This is a genomic window from Desulfobulbus propionicus DSM 2032, from assembly GCF_000186885.1.
GTDB lineage: Bacteria > Desulfobacterota > Desulfobulbia > Desulfobulbales > Desulfobulbaceae > Desulfobulbus > Desulfobulbus propionicus.
This window is the reverse complement of record NC_014972.1, coordinates 46,925-70,207: the sequence shown is the minus strand read 5'-3', so window position 1 is coordinate 70,207 and position 23,283 is coordinate 46,925. Positions and strand designations below refer to the sequence as shown.

Annotated in this window: 19 protein-coding genes; 7 read left to right on the top strand and 12 right to left on the bottom strand. The window is 60.6% G+C overall.

Going from position 1 to position 23,283, the window contains the following annotated elements:
• Positions 1-10 precede the first annotated feature (10 nt).
• Positions 11-1,198 (bottom strand): DUF2786 domain-containing protein, encoded by a 1,188-nt coding sequence (locus DESPR_RS00325; protein ID WP_015722807.1) that lies wholly within the window; start codon positions 1,196-1,198, stop codon positions 11-13.
• Positions 1,191-2,453, bottom strand: a complete 1,263-nt coding sequence (locus DESPR_RS00320) for a M48 family metallopeptidase (RefSeq protein WP_015722806.1) — start codon at positions 2,451-2,453, stop codon at positions 1,191-1,193. The genes DESPR_RS00325 and DESPR_RS00320 overlap by 8 nt, the downstream gene beginning before the upstream one ends.
• A 217-nt stretch (positions 2,454-2,670) precedes the next feature.
• Between DESPR_RS00320 and DESPR_RS00315 the strand changes: the two genes are divergently transcribed.
• Together DESPR_RS00315 and DESPR_RS18120 are read left to right on the top strand one after the other, a co-directional pair.
• Positions 2,671-3,354, top strand: a complete 684-nt coding sequence (locus DESPR_RS00315) for a hypothetical protein (RefSeq protein ID WP_015722805.1) — start codon at positions 2,671-2,673, stop codon at positions 3,352-3,354.
• 178 nt (positions 3,355-3,532) lie between these two features.
• A complete protein-coding gene (locus DESPR_RS18120) occupies positions 3,533-4,009 on the top strand; it encodes an SGNH/GDSL hydrolase family protein (protein ID WP_015722804.1) in 477 nt (158 codons plus the stop codon).
• 150 nt (positions 4,010-4,159) lie between these two features.
• Here the strand turns inward: DESPR_RS18120 and DESPR_RS00310 are convergent, their stop codons facing one another.
• Entirely contained in the window at positions 4,160-5,176 is a 1,017-nt protein-coding gene (locus DESPR_RS00310) for an IS5 family transposase (protein ID WP_015722803.1), read from the bottom strand.
• A 520-nt stretch (positions 5,177-5,696) separates the two neighbouring features.
• Between DESPR_RS00310 and DESPR_RS00305 the strand changes: the two genes are divergently transcribed.
• Together DESPR_RS00305 and DESPR_RS00300 are read left to right on the top strand one after the other, a co-directional pair.
• Positions 5,697-6,578, top strand: a complete 882-nt coding sequence (locus tag DESPR_RS00305; RefSeq protein ID WP_015722802.1) for a sulfotransferase family protein — start codon at positions 5,697-5,699, stop codon at positions 6,576-6,578.
• Positions 6,579-6,583: 5 nt separating this feature from the next.
• On the top strand, positions 6,584-7,687 hold the full coding sequence (locus DESPR_RS00300) for a glycosyltransferase (RefSeq protein WP_015722801.1): 1,104 nt from the start codon (positions 6,584-6,586) through the stop codon (positions 7,685-7,687).
• Between the two features lie 72 nt (positions 7,688-7,759).
• Here the strand turns inward: DESPR_RS00300 and mltB are convergent, their stop codons facing one another.
• The 5 genes from mltB to DESPR_RS00275 form a co-directional block, all read right to left on the bottom strand.
• On the bottom strand, positions 7,760-8,902 hold the full coding sequence (mltB, locus tag DESPR_RS00295; protein WP_015722800.1) for a lytic murein transglycosylase B: 1,143 nt from the start codon (positions 8,900-8,902) through the stop codon (positions 7,760-7,762).
• Positions 8,903-8,979: 77 nt separating this feature from the next.
• Positions 8,980-9,834 (bottom strand): sodium:calcium antiporter, encoded by an 855-nt coding sequence (locus DESPR_RS00290; protein ID WP_015722799.1) that lies wholly within the window; start codon positions 9,832-9,834, stop codon positions 8,980-8,982.
• A 12-nt stretch (positions 9,835-9,846) separates the two neighbouring features.
• Positions 9,847-10,899: a 2-oxoacid:ferredoxin oxidoreductase subunit beta gene (locus DESPR_RS00285; RefSeq protein WP_015722798.1), complete on the bottom strand. Its 1,053-nt coding sequence runs from the start codon at positions 10,897-10,899 to the stop codon at positions 9,847-9,849.
• Positions 10,896-12,752 (bottom strand): 2-oxoacid:acceptor oxidoreductase subunit alpha, encoded by a 1,857-nt coding sequence (locus DESPR_RS00280; RefSeq protein WP_015722797.1) that lies wholly within the window; start codon positions 12,750-12,752, stop codon positions 10,896-10,898. Before DESPR_RS00280 ends, DESPR_RS00285 begins: the two co-directional genes overlap by 4 nt.
• Complete coding sequence (locus DESPR_RS00275) at positions 12,749-14,494, bottom strand: FAD-dependent oxidoreductase (protein ID WP_015722796.1); 1,746 nt, start codon at positions 14,492-14,494, stop codon at positions 12,749-12,751. Before DESPR_RS00275 ends, DESPR_RS00280 begins: the two co-directional genes overlap by 4 nt.
• A gap of 340 nt (positions 14,495-14,834) precedes the next feature.
• On the opposite strand from DESPR_RS00275, the gene DESPR_RS00270 reads away from it, so the two are divergent.
• The gene (locus DESPR_RS00270; protein WP_169701480.1) at positions 14,835-15,821 is read left to right on the top strand and encodes an ABC transporter substrate-binding protein; all 987 of its coding nucleotides are present in this window, start codon (positions 14,835-14,837) and stop codon (positions 15,819-15,821) included.
• Positions 15,822-15,827: 6 nt separating this feature from the next.
• The gene (locus DESPR_RS00265) at positions 15,828-18,227 is read left to right on the top strand and encodes an ATP-binding protein (RefSeq protein WP_015722794.1); all 2,400 of its coding nucleotides are present in this window, start codon (positions 15,828-15,830) and stop codon (positions 18,225-18,227) included.
• Here DESPR_RS00265 and nifA read toward each other — a convergent pair.
• Complete coding sequence (gene nifA / locus DESPR_RS00260; protein WP_015722793.1) at positions 18,221-19,822, bottom strand: nif-specific transcriptional activator NifA; 1,602 nt, start codon at positions 19,820-19,822, stop codon at positions 18,221-18,223. The genes DESPR_RS00265 and nifA overlap by 7 nt on opposite strands.
• 394 nt (positions 19,823-20,216) lie before the next feature.
• On the opposite strand from nifA, the gene DESPR_RS00255 reads away from it, so the two are divergent.
• Entirely contained in the window at positions 20,217-20,849 is a 633-nt protein-coding gene (locus DESPR_RS00255) for a 3'-5' exonuclease (protein WP_015722792.1), read from the top strand.
• On the opposite strand, the gene DESPR_RS00250 is transcribed toward DESPR_RS00255, so the two are convergent.
• Genes DESPR_RS00250 through DESPR_RS00240 form a run of 3 tightly spaced genes read right to left on the bottom strand, consistent with a single transcriptional unit; the run spans position 20,846 to position 23,253 of the window.
• The gene (locus tag DESPR_RS00250; RefSeq protein WP_015722791.1) at positions 20,846-21,385 is read right to left on the bottom strand and encodes a YgjV family protein; all 540 of its coding nucleotides are present in this window, start codon (positions 21,383-21,385) and stop codon (positions 20,846-20,848) included. The genes DESPR_RS00255 and DESPR_RS00250 overlap by 4 nt on opposite strands.
• 57 nt (positions 21,386-21,442) lie before the next feature.
• On the bottom strand, positions 21,443-22,471 hold the full coding sequence (gene glk, locus DESPR_RS00245) for a glucokinase (protein ID WP_015722790.1): 1,029 nt from the start codon (positions 22,469-22,471) through the stop codon (positions 21,443-21,445).
• 5 nt (positions 22,472-22,476) lie between these two features.
• Complete coding sequence (locus DESPR_RS00240) at positions 22,477-23,253, bottom strand: LabA-like NYN domain-containing protein (protein WP_015722789.1); 777 nt, start codon at positions 23,251-23,253, stop codon at positions 22,477-22,479.
• Positions 23,254-23,283: the final 30 nt, after the last annotated feature.

Below are 23,283 nucleotides of genomic sequence, written 5' to 3'. Positions count from 1 at the left end.
TCATCTATACTCAACGCCGTCGCCCCGCGTCAAGGGCGCCAGCACCTTCCATCACAACCCGAACAAACGACCCCCACGGCAGGAGGCGCGGGGGAGCGTCCTGGTCCACCGGACGGCGCAGAATGATCTCGCGGCCCTCCGCAACCGCCTGACGGTACGCCGCCCCGTTCATGGCGGTGGACCGGCCGCGCATCCGCCGCAGACGGGGAAAGCGGAAGGCGACGAACGCCTCCAGCCGCTGCTGGTCCCTGAGCGCCGGCAGAGCCGTTTCTCCGGCCGACGCTTTCCCTCCCGGTTCGGACGCGCGCCGCGACCGTTCCAAGGTTTGCCGAAAACCGGCCAGCAGCCCTAGATAATAACTTTTCTTGGCGACCCGACCGTTGCCGTCAAATCGGCACCGATGTCTTTCCCACAGGGTCTGCAACCGGTTCTCAAGGAAATGGTAGCAGTACTCGGCAATGGCCACTTCCTCCTCGCGGCCGAGCAGCTCGATGGTTTTGTGGCACACATCGGCCCGTGGGTCGTAAAGCGAGGCGCAGATCACCCGCACCGCGAAGCACGATTCCAGCAGGGAGCAGATCGATTTGCGATACGCCGGCAGGATGCGGCTGAAGGTGTTGAGGGTGCGGTGCACCAGCCCCTGGTCCTCGGCCAGGGAGTCGAAATCGAGCCGGTAGCGGGCCAGCAGCTCCCCGGCCCGCCGGATGGCCAGCGCCGCCTCGTGTTCGTTGTCCGATCCGCCCAGGGCCAAGAGTTTGCGCACCTTGTCGATGATCTGCCGGCCTTGCTCGGTGGTGGCCGAACCCGGGTCCGCAGCTACCAGCCCTTCCGCCAGATCGGCGCGGGCCCGGTGAAAGGGGGCATCCAGGCCAAGACGGCTGCAACACTCGCGGAACAACGGTCCGTGGCCGGCATCGTCCCGGCCGTGGATTTCGCTGACCATCTGATGGGCCATCTCGTGCTTGAGCACCTGCAGGGTGACACTCCAGGGGTGGCCGCTGATCAGGAAATGGCTGAGAGCGATGGTCCGGTCCATGGCCGACCAGCTGCCCAGCTGGGTGCGGTTGCGGCTGATGATCAGCACCGGCGCCTGGAGAGGGACCGCGTGCTGAAAGCAGATGTCGCGATGTTCGCGCGCCAGCTGGCTGAGCCAGGCGGCATGCAGGCGGCAGTCCAGCTGCCCCGTGGAATCAGCCATCGACTTGACCTGTTTGCAGCCGCCGCAGGGCCTCTATCCGGGCCAGGACCGGTGGATGACTGGAGTTGAGCATGACGTGCAGCGGATGCGGCGTGAGGTTGGAGAGGTTGCTGACACTGAGTTTTTTCAAGCCGCTGATCAATGATTCCGCGCCATGGTCCAGGGTCCGGGCGGCAAAGCGGTCGGCCTGGTATTCGTTCTGCCGGGAAACGATATTGAAACCGATGGCCATCAGGGTGGAGATCGGCGCATACAGAAAGCCGAAGAAAACCAGCGAGGCATACACCGAGACATGCTCCATGCCAAAGGCGGCAAACAACCCCTGATTATTGAGAAACAGGGACAAAATAAAAAACAGCAAGCCCATCTGCAGAATGGAGAGCGCCAGCATCACCGGGATGTGCTTGAGTTTGTAGTGGCCCATCTCGTGGGCGAGCACGGCCACGATTTCGGCTGTCGAAAGCTTGTCCATCAGGGTATCGAAGAAGACGATGCGGCGGAAACGGCCAAAGCCGGTGAAAAAGGCATTGGCCCGGGTGGATCGCTTGGAACCGTCCATGGTGTGGATGCCCTGGAGAGCGAACCGCTGCGAAGCCGCATAGCGAGTGATGGCCTCTTTCAGCTCACCCTCGGCCAATGGGGCAAATTTGTTGAACAGCGGCAAGATTACCACGGGCGCGAGAACTTGGACCACCAGGACAAAGGCCACCGAGGCGGCCCAGCAATAGAGCCAGGCTCGGGGACCGCTGGCCTCGAACAACCAAAAAATGACCGCCAGCAGCGGCCCGCCGAGCGCCACCGCCAACCCCAGCCCCTTGAACAGGTCAAGCACAAAGGTCGCCGGCGTGGTGGTGTTGAAGCCGAACCGTTGTTCGATGACAAAGGTCGAATACACGGAAAAGGGCAGGCTGAGGACGGCTGAGAGCAGAGCGAGCAGGCCGGTAAACAGCAGACCGGTGGGAATTGACGGCAAACCGAAGCCGCGGGCCAGGAGATCGACACCATTGAACCCGCCCGCCAGGATGAACAGGAGGGTCAGGATCAGACTGACCGTTGCCCGCACCAGAGAAAAACGGGTGGTCGCCCGGGTGTATTCCTGGGAGCGGGCATACTGCACGGCGTCGTAGACTCCGGCAAACTCGGCCGGCAGCCGGGGGCTGAGCGAGCGGAGGTTGAGCAGGGCCACCGTCAGCTCGAGCAGGTAGCCGAGCACGAGAATGCTCACAATGAACAGGAGATATCCGTTGAGGGCCATCGGCAATCCATGGGTAAAGGGTCCGTGTCGGCAAGGGTCCGATGCACATACAGGAGATTTCAGGAGGGCGCAAGCCAATAATGAAGATCAGCAGCTATCACGCTGTTTTTTTGTACGTTGCCCCTTCTGGGCGGCTTCTCCGCCGTCCTCTGTTTGACAGCGGAGGGCAGGTCGCGTATAGAAGGGGAACATGTGTCCAATGCAAAGAGAGTGCCCCATGGAAACACCGCAACAAAAGACCGGGCCGTCCACGGCAAAAGTGGTCACCATTGTGATCGTCGCCATGCTTTTCACCATGGTGGCCACCGTGCTCATCATCACGCACTGGCTGTTCCCCCGTCCCTTCAAGCCGGTGGTTCTGAGCCAGGCGGAAGAACAACGGCTGGAACGCAAACTGGAGCGACTCGACCGATTTGGCGGTGAAACGGGCCGCACATCGTCCGGACCACAAGGGCCGGTGGTGAGCGAGGAGGATTTGACGCCCGAGCCGTACAGCGAGGAGGGGGCCTCCCGCGAGATTCGCCTCAGTGAACGGGAGGTGAACGCGATGATCGCCCACAACTCCGAGCTGGCCACGCGCATGGCGGTTGATTTCTCGGACAATCTGGTCAGTGTCAAATTGCTCATCCCGGTGGACCCCGATTTCCCGATCATGGGCGGCAAGGTGCTCAAGGTCCGGGGCGGGGCGGAACTGGCCTTTCGCAACGATCGCCCGGTGGTTATTCTACGCGGCATCTCGGTGATGGGCGTGCCCCTGCCCAATGCCTGGCTGGGCGGCCTGAAAAATATCGATCTGATCGAGGTGTTCGGCGCGGAACCGGGATTCTGGAAAGGCTTTGCCGACGGCGTCGCGGCCATCGAGGTCCGCGAGGGACATCTGCGGATCGAGCTGAAAGAGTAATCGCTCGGTTGGGTTGCTGTTTTGTCTTGTTGTGCAACCCCCCCCCGGGGGACACGCAGAGACGTGGCCTCAACGAAATCACTTCCACGCCGGACGCGTGCCGTGCTCTTCAGGTGACCCTACTTTCATTCGCCTTTGAGAGTAGGGCGCTCGGTTCAACAATCTATAACATTTCCACATGATCACTCTCAACATTGAGCTGTTTGTAAAAAATAAGGTCAGAAAAATTTTTCAAAAATACAGATCGTTAATACACGAACACGAGGAAATTCTTGTCCTGGGTGATTCCCATGCAAATGTATTCAAAAATAAACATATTGAGGAGCAATTCAAAAACCACTTTTTTAACGTCATAGCAGTTGGAGGCGCAACCATATCAGGTCTTGAAAATCCAAATTCAAAAACACAAGCCTTGGCAACTTTCAGAAAAGAAATAAAAAAATCCAAGGCAAGGACAATAATAGTATTACTTGGAGAAGTGGACACCGGATTTGTTATTTGGCACAAATCAGAAAAATACAAAACAAATGTATCGGATATGCTAGATATGGCTGTACAAAATTACAAAGATTTTTTACAGCAACTATCATCAACTCACAGAGTTATATGCATAAGCACCCCCCTGCCAACAATAAAAGGGAATCTTGAAATTTAGCTTAGCAAGCCCCGGCACCATTCACCGACAATTTTATTCACAAAGACCATGCTCTTCTGGCTTTTAATCCGATCGGTTTTGCACCTTGGCGGTGCCTCGCTCTGTGCTCGATGGCGGTCTTTTGCCAGTTTGCCGCACTCCGGGCACACTTCACCTGCTTGCAGCCAGAAGCATCCCCATTCGGTCAATGTTATACACCAAGTTGCGCAAGCCGATCTTTGCTCGGGCTCGGGCTATGCCGATCGTGCGCAACAGTACATTCCCCGCTCGCTGCGCCTGTACACCAAAGACATGCTCGATTCGCGAACGGACCTTGGATCTGGTTCGGTTGCCCTCCTGTTCTCTGGGCGTCAAGGGACGATTGCGGCTCCCCTTGCGTTGGATGTGTTCACGAAAACCATCCTGGCCGAGGCGCTCCAATCGATCCGCGGATCGATAGGCCGAATCCGCCCAGACGTCCTTGCTCGTATTGTCGGCAAGGAGTTGCTCGAACACGTTGCTGTCGTGCAGGGCCGCATCGGTCACGGCATAGCTGCGAATCAACTTGTGCTTCACATCCACCGAGATGTGGTTCTTGTAGCCGTAATAAGACTTGCCGTTCTTCTTGGTCCAGCGCGCGTCCGCGTCTTTTCTACGCCGCTTGTTCTCGGACCAGTTCTCCGGGATGTCGCCCTCTTTGATCCGGGCATTTTCCTCCCGGCTGTTCCGCTGTTTGGGCACGCTGACAATGCTGGCATCCACGATCTGCCCTTTCATCGCCATGAAGCCGTTGTCCCGGAGATGCGCATCGAAGGTCGCAAACAGTTCCTCTACAATGCCGGCCTTGACGAGGTCTTCCCGAAAACGCCAGATGGTGGTGGCATCGGGAACCTTCTGGCTGATGTGCAGACCAAGAAAGCGCCCAAAGGAGTGCCGGTCGAGAATCTGAAACTCGGTCGCGTCATCCGACAGATTGTACAACGACTGCAGGATGAGAATCTTAAACAGCAGGATGACGTCGTACCCCTTCGGCCCGACCGTAGACTGCCGGCCCTTGTCCCTGGCCTTTTCGAGCGCAGGACGAAACATCTCCCAGTTGACCGTCTCGTTGATCTTGGCAAGTGGGTCGCCGTTCTTGTCGATTTTGTGCAATCGGTCCTGCAAATCAAAAAAGCCGGGCTGGATCATGGCTGATCTCCATCGGGTGATGGTTGGCGGATGCGGCCTTAAAACGATGAAGAATGTAACATATTTACACAAAATCAACAATTTGATAGTTAAACTTGTCGCAGGCTACTGCATTTAATTTTCAAGAAACCCAAAAGACGAACAAGACTGGGGAGAAATAGCCAATGCACGAAAAGACGTCAAGGCAACCCAGTGGCAAAGAACGAAAATAACTGTTCAATTCAACAACATAATGGAAGATTTTTGCAACAAAACCGATATAGTATATCTATCCTTTGACAAGGAATCACTCAATGAAAAAGGGCTCGTGCACGACAGCTTGCTGAATCCAAATCCAAATGACCATCATTATGACAAAGATAAATATGCAGAAATGATTGTTCACAAAATAAAAAATACTATCATTCCAGACGCCCCCTGTTCCACCGCAGAGGCGTACCGAGAAATATGACGTTTGCAAACCATTGGATATTGTTCGGCAATAAACAGCCAGCAACGAACCAGGCGTGACTGAATCAATATGAAAAAACCTAATTTCTTTATTGTGGGGGCCCCGAAATGCGGCACCACGTCACTGGTCGCATGGCTGTCTGAACATCCTCAGATATACATGTCGCCCCGAAAAGAGCCGCATCATTTCAACACGGACCAGAATCACATTATTATCAAAGAAAGAAAGAGTTATGAGCGGTTGTTTCACCAGGCAACCTCAGCCCATGTGGCCGTAGGAGAGGCTTCGACAGGGTATCTCTACTCAAGGGACGCTGTACGGAACATAGAGCATTATTCGCCAAATTCTCGATATATCGTTTGCTTACGCAACCCTGTCGAAATGGCGTATTCTTTTCATGAACAGCAGATTTTTAATGGGAATGAACATATTCGCGATTTTGAACATGCTTGGTTGCTGAGTGAGGCCAGGTCGCGAGGCGAGCACGTCTCGCTCTGGTGCCGGGAACCGCGGCTACTCGCATACGGCGATGTCTGCAAACTCGGCGCGCAGATGGCCCGCCTCTACACACAGATAGCTGACGACCGCGTATTGCCGGTTTTGCTTGATGATGTCAAAGCTGACCCCCAGAGTTCGTACCAGCGCGTTCTCCAGTTTTTACAGGTAGAAGATGACGGACGTTCAGATTTTCCGGCAAAAAATCCAGCCAAAGAGCGACAATCGATGCTCCTGCATCGCATCATCCAGTTACTTGGCCACACCAGGCGAATCTTTGGCACGGGTCGCACCTGGGGAATATTGAGTTCCTTGAGTCGGCGGAATGTGAAGTACCGGTCAAGAGCCCCCCTGAGCGATGAGATGCGCCACACCCTCAAAGAGTATTTCCGGGAAGATATTCTGTTGCTGAGCGAAGTTCTCAAGCGGGATCTTTCCCACTGGGTGTCACCTTGAAGCCGATGGATCAACGTATCGCCCTGTTCCTGCCTTCGCTGCGCGGCGGCGGCGCCGAGCGGGCCATGAGCATTCTGGCCAACGGCATCGCGGCCCGCGGGCTTGCGGTTGATCTGGTTTTGGCCAAGGCTGAAGGCGCTTATATCGGCATGATCGATCCAGCGGTGCGGGTGGTCGACCTCCAGGCCTCCCGGGTTGTTGCCAGTTTACGGCCGCTGGCTGGCTATCTCCGCCAGGAGCGGCCATACGCCCTGCTGTCCGCGCTCGACCATGCCAATATCGTTGCCCTCTGGGCCCGGACCATGGCCCGGGTTTCCACTCGGGTCGCGGTGTCGGTACGCAACACCCTCTCCGTTGCCCAGGCAAACACTCGACTCGGCCGAACCAAAGTACTGCCGATCCTGATGCGGCTGCACTACCGCTCTGCCGACAGGGTTATCGCGGTATCAGAGGGCGTGGCGAATGATCTGGCGCATGCCATCAAGCTGCCGCGCGAACGTATCCACGTCATCTACAATCCGGTGGTCAGCGACAAGTTGCTGGCCCTCAGTCACAAACCGCTTTCCCATCCCTGGCTGGCGCACGATCAACCTCCGGTGGTGCTGGCCATTGGCCGATTGGCCGCCGCCAAGGATTATCCCACTCTGATCCAAGCCTTTGCCAGTCTCCGCCAGCAACGGTCGGCACGCCTCGTCATCCTTGGCGAGGGCGAGCTGCGCGGCGCGCTCGAACAACGCATTGCCCAACTGGGGTTGACTGACGACGTCCTCCTCCCTGGATTCGTCGACAATCCCTTTCCGTGGATGCGCGCCTGTTCCCTGTTCGTGCTTTCTTCCGCCTGGGAAGGATTGCCGAACGTGCTCATCGAAGCAATGGCCTGCGGAGCTCCGATCGTCAGCACCGATTGTCCAAGCGGTCCTGCGGAGATTCTGGAAAAAGGGCGCTGGGGCCATCTGATGCCGGTGGGCGATCACGAGCGTCTGGCCCGTGCCATGATCACTGTTCTCGATAGCCAGCAGCATCCGGACGTGACCATCCGCGCCAGCAGATTTACCGTTGAACGGGCCGTGTCCGAGTACCTGCGGGTTCTGGCGCCGCACCTCCTGTGAGCAAACAAACACGGCGTATCGAGTCGATCGATACGCCGTGGGTTGACCGCGCCGGGTACCGCCAGCCCGTCGCTACAGCCGACGACTGATCTCCTGCGCCAGCTCGTGGACCGCCATGGCATAGTAGGTGCTGTGGTTGTAGCGGGTGATGGTGTAAAAGTTGGGATGGCCAATCAGGTACTGATCATGGCCCTGGTGGCGGAGCAGCAACAAACGCAACTCTCCCTCGCAACTGCCGGCGCCGACCGGCTGCAAGCCAGCCTGCTGCAGCGAGGAGAGCGAATAGCTGTTGTCCAAACCTGGTTCCAGACTGATCGATCCATTGGTTCGCAGGGGCGTGGCCACTGGTTGTCCTGCTTGCCAGCCGTGCTGGGCAAAGTAGTTGGCCACGCTGCCGATGGCGTCTTCCGCATTCCACAGATCCCGCCGGCCATCGCCGTTGAAATCGACCGCCCACTTGCGGAAACTGCTGGGCATGAACTGCCCCAATCCCATGGCCCCGGCAAACGACCCCACCGGCCGGGCCGGGTCGATGCCTTCCTCCCGGGCCATCAGCAGATAGCTTTCCAGTTCGCCGCGAAAATAGTCGCCGCGCCGGGCGTAATCGAAACCCAGGGTGGTCAGGGCGTCGAGCACCCGGTGGTTGCCGACAAAACCGCCGAACGTGGTTTCCACCGCCAGGATGCCGAGAATGTACTCCTGCGGTACGCCATACTGCCGGGTAGCGCGTTGCAGGGCGGCGCGGTGGCGGCGGGCGAAGTCAACCCCGGCGCCAATGTGGCGCTCGTCGAGGAACTTGGCCCGGTAGCGGCTCCACCCGCCCGCGGCGGGCCTGCCTTTCAATCCCTGGTCCGACTTGGCGAGATAGTTGAGGGTCCAGTTTTTCCGCTTGGCCTGGGAAAACAGGCCCAGCAGGTATTCGCGTTCAAAGCCGTGCGTGTCCACCATCTGGTTGATGAACTGCTCCAGCCGGGCGTACTGGGCATAATCGCCGGTCAGTTGCGTGGCATGGTAGGAGCCGACGCAGGCGCGAAATGTCTTGGACGACTGAACAGGACGGCCGGCAGTCTGCTCGACGCGCATCGGCGGCGAGCTGCACGCGGTCAAACCGGCGGCGAGCAGCACCGCGGACCCGAGAAGCAGGGGGCGCAGGCGAACAGGACAACGTGACGGGGCCTCGGCAGGCAATCGATGGGTTCTCGGCAAGGTGATCATGGCAAGCTGAAAGTAAAAGATTAACGACGAACAGCGCGGGGCATCGCTGCTCGGGATACACGAACACGGTGATCGATTCAGGTGCCCCGCAACGCGAGAAGGGTGTACACGTATCCCCCATAAAACAGCAGGAGCAGCACTCCGCGCGACCGTTGAATATAGCCGGTGCGTGTCGGATAGGGAAGCAGCACCGCCATGAAACCGGCCGCCAGCGACAGCGCCACCTCGTGCCGTGCAACCACGGCAATGGGCTCGATGACGGCCGCCACCGGGACGATCAACAGGCCGTTGAAGATGTTGCTGCCCAGGATGGTGCCCAGGCCGACTTCATCGTGGCCGCGCAACTTGGCGATCACCGCCGTGGCCAGCTCCGGCGCGGAGGTGCCGATGGCCACGATGGTCACCCCGACCAGAAAATAATCCATGCCAAACGAAAGCGCGATCCCTTTGGCACCGGTGACAATCAAATCCCCGGCGAGAACAAGCAGGACGAGACCGGCCACGGATGACCCAACAACCAGCCCTTTCCGGTGCTCCCCCAGTATTTCGTCGGTGGCGCTGCGCTGTTTCTTTGCCTCGATCATCGCCAGGGCCAGCCAGGAGAAAAACAGGACAAGCATCAGCAGGCCGTCCAGGCGCGAGAGCTGTCCGTCAAAAAACAGCAGCCCGGTCAGCAGGGGCACCAGCAGGGCGATATTGACGATATTGCTCCCCAGGGCGTCGCCCAAGGCTATCTGCGGATTGCCCGCCAGGGCGGAACTGATCGATACGGACAGCTCCGGGCTTGAGGTGGCGAACGCGGCCACCACGGCGCCGATGATTCCCGGTGGAATCCGTGCCCAATGGGCGAGACCGACCGCGCCGCGGACGAACAGTTCGCCGCCGACGCCGGCGCAGGCAATACCCACGGTCAGGGAGAGGTAATCGTTCATGGCATCGGGCGGTTATCGATGAGCGGCATTGATGGCCTCCAGCGCCGCGCCTCCCGGACACAGGTCCGCCTCGATCAGGCTGTTGAGCGGCCGAGCACTGGTGTTGAGAATCTCGTGGGTATCCATGGAGTCCGGATTGACGTAGAGCACGCCGGTGAGGATCACGCCCTGCACCTTGTGATCCTCCAGATTGTCGATGGCCTGACGGCGGTCGGTGATGTCCGGTGCGTCGTGGTGCTTGTGCAGATGAATCACCGACTCGTCGTGCAACACCACCTCCTGAACCGAATCATCCGCATAGTCGGCGGTGATGGTTTGGCGGAACGGCACGAAGTCAAAGGTGTTGGTGGCCTCGCTGTGCTCGCGCACCCAGTGGTAGCTCTTGGTCGATTCGGGATTGTTGTTGAAGGTGACGCAGGGAGAGATCACATCGATGAAGGAGAGCCCGTTGTGCGACAGCCCGGCCTTGATCAAGGGCACCAGTTGCTGCTTGTCGCCGGCGAAACTGCGGGCCACGAAGCCCGCGCCCAGTTGAATCGCCAGCTCGCACAGATCGATGGATTCGAGCGCGTTGACCCCGCCCTTCTTGCCTTTGGATCCCTTATCCGCCGTGGCCGAATACTGGCCCTTGGTCAGACCGTAGCAGCCGTTGTTCATCACGATGTAGAGCATGTTGAGGTTGCGGCGGACCGCATGGACGAACTGGCCCATGCCGATAGAGGCGGTGTCGCCATCGCCGGACACGCCCAGGTAGATAAGCTCGCGGTTGGCCATGTTGGCGCCGGTGGCGATGGAAGGCATGCGGCCATGCACCGAATTGAAGCCGTGCGATCGGCCGAGGAAATAGGCCGGGGTCTTGGACGAACAGCCGATACCCGACATCTTGACGATCCGGTGCGGCGGCAGGGCCAGCTCGAAGCAGGCCTGGATGATCGCGTTGCAGATCGAGTCATGGCCGCAGCCGGCGCACAGGGTCGAGATGCCGCCCTCGTAGTCGCGGCGATGATACCCGGCGGCGTTGGCCGGCAATTCGGGATGCCGAAAGCTGGGACGTTGAAAGGTCATTGGCCACCTCCTTGACCGCTGGCGAGTTGCTGGAGACTGATGCCGCGTTCCGCCAGGGCCTCTTCCAGGGCGCGAACAAGAAAACGACTGGCCACGGGCAGGCCGTCGTAGCTGGCGATGGGGATCAGTTTGTGCGGAGGCAGGTTGCCCTCGTTGATCAGCAGGGTGCGCATCTGACCATCCCGGTTCTGTTCGATGACAAACACCAGCTCATGGTTGTGAATGAAATCGATCACCTCCTGCTGAAAGGGAAAGGCCCGCAGCCGCATGGTGTTGAGGACAATGCCGCGTTGGTGCAAAAGGTCGATCGCCTCGTAGGCCGAGGGGGTGGTGCTGCCGTAAAACACGGCCCCCAAGCGGGCCTGTGGGCTGGCGATCTTGATCCGGGCCAGGGGCAGCAGCCGTTTGGCGGTTTCCCACTTGAGCAGCAAGCGTTCCATGTTGCGCACATAGGCGCCGCTGTCCTCGGTATAGGCCGAATACTCGTCGCGGGAGGTGCCGCGGGTGAAGTAGACGCCCTTGTCGGGATGGGTGCCTGGATAGGTGCGGGAGCAGATGCCGTCGCCGTCCACATCTTTGTAGCGGCCCCAACGCGTGGTCAGGGCCTCCAGCTGGGCGGCGTCGAGCACCTTGCCCCGATCGTAGCGACGGGCCGGATCCCAGGCCAGCGGCGGACCGAAGTGATCATTCATGCCCAGATCAAGATCGCTCATCACCAGCACCGGGGTCTGCAGCCGTTCGGCCAGGTCAAAGGCATCGGCGGTCATGTCGAAACATTCGCGCGGATCGCAGGGAAAAAGCAGCGGGTGCCTGGTGTCGCCGTGCGAGGCATAGGCGCAGGCCAGCACATCCGACTGCTGGGTGCGGGTGGGCATGCCGGTGGAAGGTCCGGTGCGCTGCACATCGATCAACACCACCGGAATTTCGCCGAAATAGGCCAAGCCGAGGAATTCGCTCATCAGCGAGATGCCCGGCCCCGAAGTGGCGGTGAAGGCGCGGGCCCCATTCCACGAGGCGCCGATAACGATGCCGATGGCCGCCAGTTCGTCCTCGGCCTGGACGATGGCCGCCTTGATCCGGCCGGTGTCCTGCTCGATCCTGAACTGTTCCGCGTAGCGGCCAAAGGCCTCGATGATCGAGGTCGAGGGGGTGATCGGGTACCAGCCGACCACGGTGGCGCCGGCGTAGATCGCGCCCAAGGCCACGGCGCTGTTGCCGTCCATGATGATCGAATCACCCACCCGGTCGCTGCGCCGCACCGACAGCTGGCACACCCCGGCAAAGTGCTCGCCGGCATAGTCGTGACCCAACCGCAGGGCCTGGATATTGGGCTCGGCCAGTTTGGGATTCTTGCGGAACTGCTTGATAAGCGAATCGATCAGCACCTGCAGTTCCATATCGAGCAGCGAGGCCAGGGCGCCGACATAGATGATGTTTTTCAACAGCGGCCGCATCTTCGGATTGTCAAACGCCTCGTTGCACAGCAGGGTCAAGGGGATGCCGATGATGGTGATGTCGTCGCGCTGGAAGTCCTCGGGCAGCGCCTTGGAGGAATCATAAAGGAAATAGCCGCCGGGCACCAGGCTGTCGTAATCCTGGCGCAGGGTCTGGCCGTTGACCGCCACCACCATGTCGATGTCGCCGCGTCGCCCCACCCGGCCCTGTTCGTTGACCCGCACCTCGTACCAGGTGGGCAATCCCTGGATATTCGAGGGGAAGATGTTCTTCGGGCTGACCGGCACGCCCATGCGGAACACTGCCTTGGCGAACAGATTGTTGGCGCTGGCCGAGCCGGAGCCGTTGACGTTGGCGAACCGGATGACAAAATCGTTGACCGCCTGCAGCTGCTTCATGGTTGTCCCGCCCGTGCTGATTGGTAGAAAAATTTCTGCATCTCCCAGGCCGAGGTCGGACAGCGCTCGGCGCAGAGACCGCAGTGCAGGCAGACGTTCTCGTCCTTGACCATCACCCGCCCGGTGGACACCGGCCCGGCAACGTACAAACGCTGGGCCAGGTTGTTCGCCGGGGCCTTGAGCCGGGTGCGCAGATCCGCCTCCTCGCCGTTGTCGACGAAATTGATGCAGCTCTCCGGGCAGGCGTCGACGCAGCCGTCGCACTCGATGCACAGATCGGCACGAAAGACCGTTTGCACGTCGCAGTTGAGGCAGCGCAAGGCCTCGGCCTGGCCCACCTCCCGGTCAAAGCCGAGTTCGACCTCCAGCAACCGGTCCTTGAGTGTCTTGGCCTTGGCGAGCATGGGCACCGCCTGACGCCGGGTCTCAGCCACCTGGTTGTCATAGAGCCAGTCATGCACGCCCATCTTCTGGCCGGCGAGATTGACCTGCGGCGCCGGCCGCTGATCCAGGGGTTTTCCCTGGCAGAACAGGTCAATGGAGATCGCCGCCTCGTGGCCGTGGGCCACGGCGGTGATGATGTTGCGCGGGCCGAAGGCGGCATCGCCGCCGAAAAAGACCTGGGGCAGGGAGGACTGCAGGGTGAGCGGGTCGAGCACCGGCAACCCCTGGTCGGTGAAGCGGATACCGGTTTCGGGTTCGATCCACGGGAAGGCGTTGAGCTGGCCCACGGCCAGCAGCACTTCGTCGCAGGGCAGAAACACCGGTTCGCCACTCTCCTGGCCGGTTCGCGTGAACTGCATGCCGGTCAACTGGCCGTCGTCGACCACGAATGCCAGCGGTGCCAGATGTTCGAGGATGGGGATGTCCTCGTGCAGGGCCTCCTCGATCTCCCAGGGCGAGGCCTTCATCGCGCTCCTGGAACCCCGCACCACCACGCTGACCTGCTCGCCACCCAGGCGGCGGGCGGTGCGGCAGCAGTCCATGGCCGTGTTGCCGCCGCCGATCACCAACACCCGGCGGCCGATGGATTGCACATGGCGGAACACCACCCCGGCCAACCAGTCGATGCCGACATGAATCCAGGGGTCCCCTTCCGTGCGGCCGGGCAGATCGGGCAGATCGCGGCCGCGCGGCGCGCCGGTGCCGACAAACAGGGCATCGTAGCCCTTGGCAAGCATGGCCTGCATGCTCGTCACCCGGTGATTGAAATGGGTGGTCACCCCCATGTCGAGGATGTAATCGACCTCGGTGGCCAGCACCGATTCCGGCAGACGGAAGGAGGGCAACTGACTGCGCATGAAGCCCCCGCCCTGGGCCTGATCGTCATAGAGGTCCACCTCGTAGCCGAGCGGCAGCAGATCGCGGGCCACGGTCAGCGAGGCGGGCCCACCGCCGATCAAGGCGACTTTCTTGCCGTTTTTCTCCTGTGGGACAGCAGGGAATCGGGCGGTGATCGCCGCATCGCGTTGGTCGGCACACAGCCGCTTGAGCCGGCAGATGGCCACCGGCTCCTGTTCCACCCGGCCGCGGCGGCAGGCCGGCTCGCAGGGACGGTCACAGACCCGGCCCAGCACGCCGGGAAAGACATTGGACAGCCAGTTGAGCATGTAGGCCTCGGTGTAGCGGTGCTCGCTGATCAGACGGATGTATTGCGGCACCGGGGTATGGGCCGGACAGGCAAACTGGCAATCAATCACTTGGTGAAAATATTCCGGATCCTCGATATCGGTCGGTTTCAAGGGAAACACTCCACGGCTGAGGGATGGACGGGGCGACTCCAGAAAAACAGGAATGGTTACTATGCGGGCAGAATAGGAAAAAATGCGGGACAAAGAAAGGCTTTTTCACCCTGCGTCAGGAGAAAATCCACCGCTGTGGGCCCTGGCGCCCCGCACGGAGGGAGCACCACTCCGCGATCAACCGCAAATTTCGCCATTTTTCCCCGAAGGGATTGCAATGATGAGCTTTCTATGCGAACATCAACCACAAAGGCATCCTGCGCCATCCATTGCCCCACAACCACTTCCGGACTGTAATGGTATGCACCCTCTGTCAAGCCAGCAACGAAGCGCCCTCCTCTTGCTTGTCGTCCTTATGGCCGTCAGCTTCTTCTCGCCCCGGGCCGCCGCCCAGGCGGACACTCCTCCCCGCGTGCTGGTGGTGCACAGTTACCACGAGGGACAACAGGAGCATGTGGTCGACATGACCGAGGGCATCGAGGAGGCTCTGGCCGGAATCGACCGCGAGCTGCGGTATTTCCACATGGACACCAAGCGCAATACCTCCGAGGTATGGAAGCGGCAAGCCGGGCAGCGGGCGAAAGAGATCCTGGCCGAATACCGGCCGCAGGTGGTGATCGCCATGGACGACAACGCCCAGCAGTATTTCACCAAGGATTATGCCGGCCAGCCGGGCCCTCCCTGGTTCGTGTTCAGCGGCGTCAACAACGACCCGGCCGAGTATGGCTTTCCGGCGGCCAACGTCACCGGTGTGCTCGAACGGCCCAACGTGATGGAGAGCATCGAACTGCTGCGCAAAATTCGGCCGGAGGTCAAACGGCTGCTTATCCTGGCCGACAAGTCGGAAACCACCGATCCGCTGATCGCCTACTGCAAAACCCTGCACCTGCCGGTGACCGTGGTTGCCTACGACCAGCCGCTGACCCTTGCCGCCTGGAAAGCGGTGCTCGACCGCTATCATCAGCAGATCGACGCGGTCGGCCTTTATGTGATCCGCACCATCGCCCGCAGCGCCACCGATCCGACCAAGGTGCCCGAAGAGGAACTGGTCCGTCTGCTCAATGAACACTACCGTCTGCCCACGGTGGGCTTCTACGACAGTGCCGCCGAATCCGGGGTCCTGTGCGCGGTGAGCGTGTCGATGAAGGAACAGGGACGAGCCGCCGGATTGATCGCCCGTGAGCTCCTGGCAGGCAAACGGCCCGGCGACTTTGTCGTCAAGCCCACCGACCATGGCCGCATTCAACTCAATCTGCGGACAGCGGAACAGCTCGGCATCCAGATCCCCTACCACATCATCAAACGGGCCGAAGTGGTGATCAGGTAGGCGGCCATGCGGACCGGGCTGAGCAAAAAAATCCTTGTCCCTATCCTGGGGATCATTGCCCTTGGCTTGGCTGCGGTGCTGGTTGTCCAGTATCTCAACGCCCGGTTGATCATCCGCCAGGAACTGACCAAGCGGCTGGACCGGGAAGTGCATCTGTCCGTCAAGCTGATCGACAGCTGGCTGCAGGCGCGGGTCACCGACATCGTGGCCTGGTCGCGGCAGGAGGTGCTGGCCGAGGCCCTGACCGAAGGCGGCTATTACGGCCGAAGCGCTCGCGAGGGCGCCGAGTCGCTGCTTACCACCCTCAAGGCCGGCTACCCCCAGTACGAAAGCCTTTTTCTCGCCGATCGACAGGGCGAAATCGTCGCGGTGTCGGCGCCGCCCGGCCAGCCGCCCATGCCGGTGCGCCTCGCCGACCGGGCCTATTTCCAGCGGGCCCTGGAAGGGAAGGCGTCCATTTCCGAGGTGCTGGTCAGTCGATTGTCCGCCCAAAAAACCTTCACCTGCGCCGCGCCGATTGCCGTCGACGGCCATGTCATCGGCGTGCTTGGCGGCGTGATCGATTTTGCGGTGTTCAAGGCCCTGTTTCTCGAGGACTTCAAGGTCAAACAGCATGGCTACGCCTTTGTGGTCGATTACCGCCAGCAAGTGCTCGGCAGCTCGCGAGACAACGAACAGACCCTGGCTGAATCTGTCCCCGCCGATTTTTTCCAGCGGATTTTCGCCGAACCAAGCGGAATGTTCAACGTCGATACCCATGACGATGAAATACTTACCGTTTTTCAACGCCTGCAGCAAACCGACTGGGCCTTCGCCATCGCCCAATCCGTGGACAACACCCTCCTGCCCCTGCGCCGCATCGCCCAGGTGAGCACGGTTGGGGCTGCGGTGGCCCTGTTGGTCATCTCCCTGCTGGTCATTGCTCTTTTCCGCAAAATCATCATTGCGCGCCTCCAGGAGATGCTCAGGGTGATCGTCAACGTCCAGAGCGGCGATTTCTCCCAGCGCATCGTTGCATCCCCCTGTTCGCGGCCCGATGAACTCACCGAACTGACCGGCTCGTTCAACACCATGATCGCGCAGTTAAACCACAGCATGACCGAGCTCAACGAGGAGATCCGGGTGCGCAAGCAGACCGAGGCGACCCTCGCCCACCACCAGGAGAATCTGGAGAAAATCATCGAACAGCGCGGCGCGGCGCTGGAAAAGGAAATCAGGGAGCGGCAGCAGGTCGAGGAGCGGCTGGTCCGGGCCGAGAAGCTGGAAATGATTGGCACCCTGGCCGGCGGCGTGGCCCACGACCTCAACAACATCCTCTCCGGCATCGTCAGCTACCCGGATCTGCTGCTGATGAAGCTGCCTCAAACCAGCCCGCTGTACGCGCCCCTGCGCACCATCAAGGAATCCGGGGAAAAGGCGGCGGCCATTGTCCAGGACTTGCTCACCCTGGCGCGGCGGGGAGTCACGGTCAAGGAACCGGTCTTGCTCAACGCCCTGATCGGCGACTATCTGGCCAGCCCCGAATTCAGCCTGCTGCAGCAGCGCCATCCCCGAATCAGGGTCATCACCGACTGCGCGCCTGACCTCTTCCCGGTGCTTGGCTCGCCGGTGCACCTGGAAAAAACGATCATGAACCTGGTGACCAATGCGGCCGAGGCCATGGAAGGCGGCGGCGAGATCCGCCTGCGCACGGAAAACCGCTATGTGGACAATTCGCTGCGCCTGTACGAGAAAATCGGGCAGGGCGAATATGTGGTGCTCGAGGTGAGCGATCAGGGCAGCGGCATCAGGCCCGAGGACCTCGACAAGATCTTCGAACCGTTCTATACCAGCAAAAAAATGGGCAAAAGCGGCACCGGCCTGGGCATGGCCGTGGTCTGGGGCACGGTCAAGGATCACCAGGGCTATATCAACTGCGAAAGCCAGGTGGGGGTCGGTTCCACCTTCACCCTCTTCTTTCCGGTCACCTCTCACCAGTCCTTTCAGCGGCAGGTTCGGACCACCGTCCTGGATGCGTGCCGCGGCCAGGGCGAGCACATCCTGGTGGTCGACGACATCGTCGAGCAGCGGGAGATCGCCTCCTCCATTCTCCGCGAACTGGGCTACCAGGTGACCACCGTCGCCAGCGGCGAGGAAGCGGTGCGCCTGGTGGCGCGGCAGCGGTTTGACCTGGTGCTGCTCGACATGATCCTCGGCGAGGGCATGGACGGGCTGGACACCTATCAAAGCATCCTGGTGCATGCGCCCGGTCAGCGGGCAATCATCACCAGCGGCTTTTCCGAGACCGAACGAATCGCCCAGGCCCTCCAGTTGGGGGTTGGCCAGTACATCAAAAAGCCCTACATGATCGCCAAGCTGGGCCGGGCCATCCGCGAGGAGCTGACCCGAGGGCAAACCGCTCAGTAATCGGGCCGCTGGAGGTCGAACTTCTTCATCCGGTAGCCCATCTGCCGCTGGGTAAGGCCCAGTTCCCTTGCGGCCCGCGACTGCACCCAACCGTTACGGATCAGGGCCGACTCCACCTGTTCCCGTTCCAGATCCCGGAGTGATTTGCGGCTGGCCGGCGGCGGACTCGGGACCGCGAGCGGCACCACGGTTTCCATGGCCGGCGGTATTCGTCCGGATTCGGGCCGCACCAGATATTCGGGCAGGTCCTCCACCCGCAACACCTCGTTGGTGGCCAGAATCACCAGCCGCTCCACCAGATTCTGCAGCTCACGGACATTGCCCGGCCAATCGTAGTCAGTCAGAAAATCAAGAAACTCTCGCGACATGCGCAGATTCTTTTCGTTGCGCTTATTGCTCGAGCGGAGAAAATGATCGAGCAGCAGCGGAATGTCCTCCCGCCGCCCGCGCAAAGGCGGCAGATGGATCGGCACCACATTGAGCCGATAGTACAGATCGTTACGAAAGGCGCCCAGGGCGACCGCCCGCTCCAGACTGACATTGGTGGCGGCGATGATCCGCACATCCACCGTCTGTGTCCGCGAGGAGCCCAGCCGTTCGAACTGCTGCTCCTGCAGCACCCGCAGCAGTTTGGCCTGGAGCAGCAGCGGCAGCTCGCCGATCTCGTCGAGAAAAATGGTGCCGCGATCAGCCTGCTCAAATCGGCCAATCCGGGTCACCGCCGCGCCGGTGAAGGCCCCTTTCTCGTGGCCAAACAATTCGCTCTCCAGCAGATTTTCCGGCAAGGCGGCGCAGTTGACCTTGATGAACGCCTCGTTCTTGCGCGGGCTGGCATCATGGACCGCCCGGGCCACCAACTCCTTGCCGGTGCCCGACTCGCCGAGCAGCAGAACAGTGGCCAAGGACGGTGCCACCCGCTCGATCGACCAATACACCTCCTGCATGGCCTTGGACTGGCCGATGATCTGATGGCGATGGTAGCGGCCGTGCAGCTTCTCCTTGAGACTGAGATTTTCCAGGACCAACTGTTCCCGGTCCTGGCGGATGGCGCGGTTGAGGCTGAGAAACTGGGCGATCAGGGTGGCGAGCACGGTGAGAAAACGCACGTCCTCCTCAAAGGAGATGTCTTGTCCGAACAGCCGGTCGACGCTGAGCACGCCCACGGTTACCCCGGCAAGGATGACCGGCACGCCGATGAAGGAAAGGGTAGCCTTGGAGATTCGGGTGCGGGCACCGGTGCGGTTGAGAAACAGGGGTTCGCTGTGGACATCGGGCACGACAAAGGGGGAACCGGTGCTGAACACCTGGCCGTAGATCCCCTCGTTCAGGCCATAGACACCGCGTTGCTCTTCCTCGACACTCAGTCCGTAGGAAGCGCGGATGGTCAGCTGGCTGCCGGTTTCGTCCAGCAGCGCCAACGTGGCGCGCTCCATGCGCAGGGTATCGTGCAGCACCTTGAGCATGGAGGCCAGAGCCGTGTCCAGGTGAACGGCCGAACCGATCAGGTTGACGATATGGTAGAGCGCCTGCACCTCAAGGAACGCTGTGCTGGTTGTTTCCTCGACGGCCCGGCGCATGGGGTCAATTCCTTTCATGGTGCTCCTGCTGTGTCGCGCTGTACGTCCATGGCCTTTCGCCGAGATTGTCCAAGCAAAAATCGTTCCCGAAACAATTTCAGCCGTGCCAGCGGCGGTTTCCTCCTTTTTTCCCCAGGATCAACGGTCAAGTCGAGCCTGCCGAAACCGGGACAGGGTTTTAAAACCATTCAAATTTGTCAACAGAGCCTTCGGTCCTTGACAAAAATCGAGCAATGTTTCGCGGTTCGTCGGCCGAGGTGCATGGAAACAGGCGGCTGTAGCCCTTCAGAAACACGGATGGTGAATAGTCATGACAGATGGAGCGTAATCGGGTACATCGGCGTTCACATGGTACTCGTCCCCGCGGACGAGGTGAGACAACCGAAGTGCGGTCAAGGAGGGGGCGATACCGGTGGAAAGCGAGACGTTGGCGGCGGGCGGCATAACACATATCAGCAAGGAAGCGATCAATACGCTGCCGCTCGCCTGCTGGCGGGGACCGGTCCACCTGGTGCGGACCAGCGAGGACATGGCCTTGGCGGCGGCACATCTCAGCCGGGCCGCGCTGTTGGGGTTTGATACCGAAACCCGGCCGGCCTTTCGCAAGGGGCAAAAATTTTCCCCCAGCCTGCTGCAGCTGGCCACGGATTCGGTTGTCTATCTCTTTCAGCTGCAACAGATCGGGCTGGCCCAACCGCTGCGGGCCATCCTGAGCGACCCGACCATCATCAAGGCCGGAGTGGCGCCAGATTTCGACCTTCGCAGTCTTGGGGAGCTGGAACCGTTCGAACCCGACGGCTTTGTCGACCTGGCGCGGATGGCCCGGCGCAGAGGGGTGCACAATCATGGCCTCCGGGGCCTGGCCGCGCTGGTCTGTGGTGTGCGTATCTCCAAATCAGCCCGTACCACCAACTGGGCCAACGCCGAACTCACCCCACAGCAGATCCGCTATGCCGCCACCGACGCCTGGATCGGCCGCGAAATCTACCTCCGCCTGAACGGTTGGCCTCAGCAACTGCCTACCCACCACCGCCGGTCGGCCTAACGATCCGGCGTTTGCCCTTCCGTCTGCACCACTTCTGGTTTGCCCGCTCTCCGATAATAGTAACGGTAATAGCCCAGCAGGTTGCTGGCGATGAACAAGCCCTCCATGAGGACCGCCGTGGGGGTGCCAGCCAGACAGTTGTGGACCAGCCACAGACTGGTCGCCACCAGCATCACCTGCCTGAGTTGTTTGTCTTCCTTGCAAAAGGAACCGATGGTGCCAAAAATCGATCCCAGGCAACTGAGCACGCTCAGCACGCCATGGAAGCTCAGGGCCGCGACCAGCACCGAGGCGGCAATAAAGAAGGCCATCACCTTTTTCGAGGTGGTCAGATAGCTGGCGACAAACCGAACCGCGGCCAGCAGACCGAGGCCCACCGCCGTCCAATGGCCGAGCAGGGCAAAGTGCGTCGCGATTAGCAGGCAGGAGACGATCAGGCAGGCGATGATCCGCCGCCGCTCCTTGAACTGGAAGGAGAGCAGGTCAAAACCGATGGCAATGGCCACCAGCAGTTGAGAGAGAGCAAAGGGGGTCATGGATTCGTGGGCGCGGGGTGCGCTTGACAGCCGACCGAACGCCCTGGCCGTTGATCGTCAGCACCGCAGCGGCTGATGATCGTGGCCGGCAACAAGGCTTGCCCCGCAGGCCGCGGCACCCAGCAGGGCGGTATGGGGGTTGCGGATGATCCGCACCGGGATGCGGCCGAGCATGTCGCGATAGTTCCCCCGGGCAAAGGCGGCCAAAAACCGCTGCCGTTCCAGGAAAGGCTGCAGCCGAGGCGCCAGACCGCCGCCAAGGAAAATGCCGCCAAGTGCCAGGGTCTTGAGGGCGAGATTGGCCGCCTCGTCGGCGAGGATGTCGACAAACAGCTCCAGGGTACGCACGGCGACCTCACACATCCGGCCTCCCTGAATCGCCGCCAGGGCCGCGCCAACGATCACTGGCGTTTGATCCTCGGCCCGGATCAATTCCTGCCGCAGCCAATCGGGAACCGGCTGCCTGGTGGCCATGAAGGCAAACAGTTCGGGGATGGCCAGACCGGAACACACCTGCTCCACCGACACATGGGCGTGGTGGCGGAACATAAAGGTGAGCAGATCGATCTGCTCGCCATTGCACGGGGCAAAACTGGCGTGGCCTCCTTCCGAGGGAAAGGGGAGGTAGCCGCCACGATGCGGCAAAAGGAAGGCCTCCCCCAAGCCGCTTCCCGGAGCCAGAACGGCCATCACCGCCCCTTCCCGGGGCTCGCCCGGGTTGAGCAGGGTGCAATCGGCGGGCTGCAGTTGAAGGGCGCCCATGGCCGTGGCCACCAAGTCGTTGATCAACCGGACCTGGCTCCAGCCGAATCGCTGTTTGAGGGCTGCGGCCTCGATCTTCCAGTCAAGATTGGTCATCCTGACCGTATCGGCGGTCACCGGCCCCGCCACGCCCAGACAGGCCGCCGTGGGCGTGGCCGCTCCCGCACCGAGAAACCGCTCCACCAACTCGTCGAAACTGGCAAACTCCGCATTGCGGAAGGTTTGCTGGCGCAGCGGCTGGCCGGGCCAGGTCTCGTACAGGGCGAGCACCGTCTTGGTGGCGCCGATATCGCCGGCGAGTAACAGTCCCTTGTGCTTGGTCATGCCTCTCAGCCCTCCTTGAGCAGTCGGATATCCCAGGCCTCGGAGCGGTTGTTGTTGGCCGGGTTTTCCACCACCCGGAACTCGAAGATGCGATGGGGTTCCTGAAAAAAATGGTCGGAGGCCAAGGTCGACTTGGACAGGTGAAAAAACACGGTTTCTGGCTGCAAAACATTGTTCAGCAACCGGTAGTAGCGGAAAAAGCCAAAGCCCCGGTCCTGGTTGAAATTGGCCACCGTGCCCCGCTGCCACTTGTCGCCGTTTTCACCGTAACTGCCGGCAATGGGCAGCAGGCCCGGGACCAGAAAGCCGGAGATATAGGAATCGGCCACCTCGCGCAGTTCCTTGTTGACGTTGTGGAACCCGATTACCTCCACCCGGCAGCCCATGTTCTGCAGGGCGATGATCAGGCGGAGGAAATCGCCGTCGCCGGTGAGAAGGATGATGCGGTCGAGATTGCGTGCCTGCAGCAGGGCGTCGATGGCCAGGTCCATGTCGGCGTTGGCCTTGGTGGTGATGTTGCCGTCCTCGTCCTTGAACCGCCGGACATACTTCTTGATGATCTTGAACCCGCACTGGCGCAGGATGTTGTGATAGGAGTAGACCTTCTGTCGATATTCCGCATCCCGCTGGGTACGTTCATGATCCTCGGCCAGATAGCAGTTGGCCCGCAGCATCACCGAATTGGTGTTGTTGGCCAAGTCGACAAGCACATCGTAGCGCATGCCGTAGCCGCCGCTCATCTTGATGTTTTCCGCGTCGACGTATATGGCTGTTTTGAGCATGTAAAACGTAAATGCAGATTGTTGTTGTGT

Bases quoted from the DNA above. Each gene is read 5' to 3' on its own strand.
- DESPR_RS00310 (WP_015722803.1), bottom strand. From the start codon at position 5,176: ATGATCCAGCCCGGCTTTTTTGATTTGCAGGACCGATTGCACAAAATC.
- mltB (WP_015722800.1), bottom strand. From the start codon at position 8,902: ATGATCACCTTGCCGAGAACCCATCGATTGCCTGCCGAGGCCCCGTCA.
- DESPR_RS00280 (WP_015722797.1), bottom strand. From the start codon at position 12,752: ATGAAGCAGCTGCAGGCGGTCAACGATTTTGTCATCCGGTTCGCCAAC.
- DESPR_RS00265 (WP_015722794.1), top strand. From the start codon at position 15,828: ATGCGGACCGGGCTGAGCAAAAAAATCCTTGTCCCTATCCTGGGGATC.
- DESPR_RS00315 (WP_015722805.1), top strand. From the start codon at position 2,671: ATGGAAACACCGCAACAAAAGACCGGGCCGTCCACGGCAAAAGTGGTC.
- glk (WP_015722790.1), bottom strand. From the start codon at position 22,471: ATGACCAAGCACAAGGGACTGTTACTCGCCGGCGATATCGGCGCCACC.
- DESPR_RS00290 (WP_015722799.1), bottom strand. From the start codon at position 9,834: ATGAACGATTACCTCTCCCTGACCGTGGGTATTGCCTGCGCCGGCGTC.
- DESPR_RS00300 (WP_015722801.1), top strand. From the start codon at position 6,584: ATGGATCAACGTATCGCCCTGTTCCTGCCTTCGCTGCGCGGCGGCGGC.
- DESPR_RS00320 (WP_015722806.1), bottom strand. From the start codon at position 2,453: ATGGCCCTCAACGGATATCTCCTGTTCATTGTGAGCATTCTCGTGCTC.
- nifA (WP_015722793.1), bottom strand. From the start codon at position 19,822: ATGAAAGGAATTGACCCCATGCGCCGGGCCGTCGAGGAAACAACCAGC.
- DESPR_RS00325 (WP_015722807.1), bottom strand. From the start codon at position 1,198: ATGGCTGATTCCACGGGGCAGCTGGACTGCCGCCTGCATGCCGCCTGG.
- DESPR_RS00250 (WP_015722791.1), bottom strand. From the start codon at position 21,385: ATGACCCCCTTTGCTCTCTCTCAACTGCTGGTGGCCATTGCCATCGGT.
- DESPR_RS00285 (WP_015722798.1), bottom strand. From the start codon at position 10,899: ATGACCTTTCAACGTCCCAGCTTTCGGCATCCCGAATTGCCGGCCAAC.
- DESPR_RS18120 (WP_015722804.1), top strand. From the start codon at position 3,533: ATGATCACTCTCAACATTGAGCTGTTTGTAAAAAATAAGGTCAGAAAA.
- DESPR_RS00305 (WP_015722802.1), top strand. From the start codon at position 5,697: ATGAAAAAACCTAATTTCTTTATTGTGGGGGCCCCGAAATGCGGCACC.
- DESPR_RS00240 (WP_015722789.1), bottom strand. From the start codon at position 23,253: ATGCTCAAAACAGCCATATACGTCGACGCGGAAAACATCAAGATGAGC.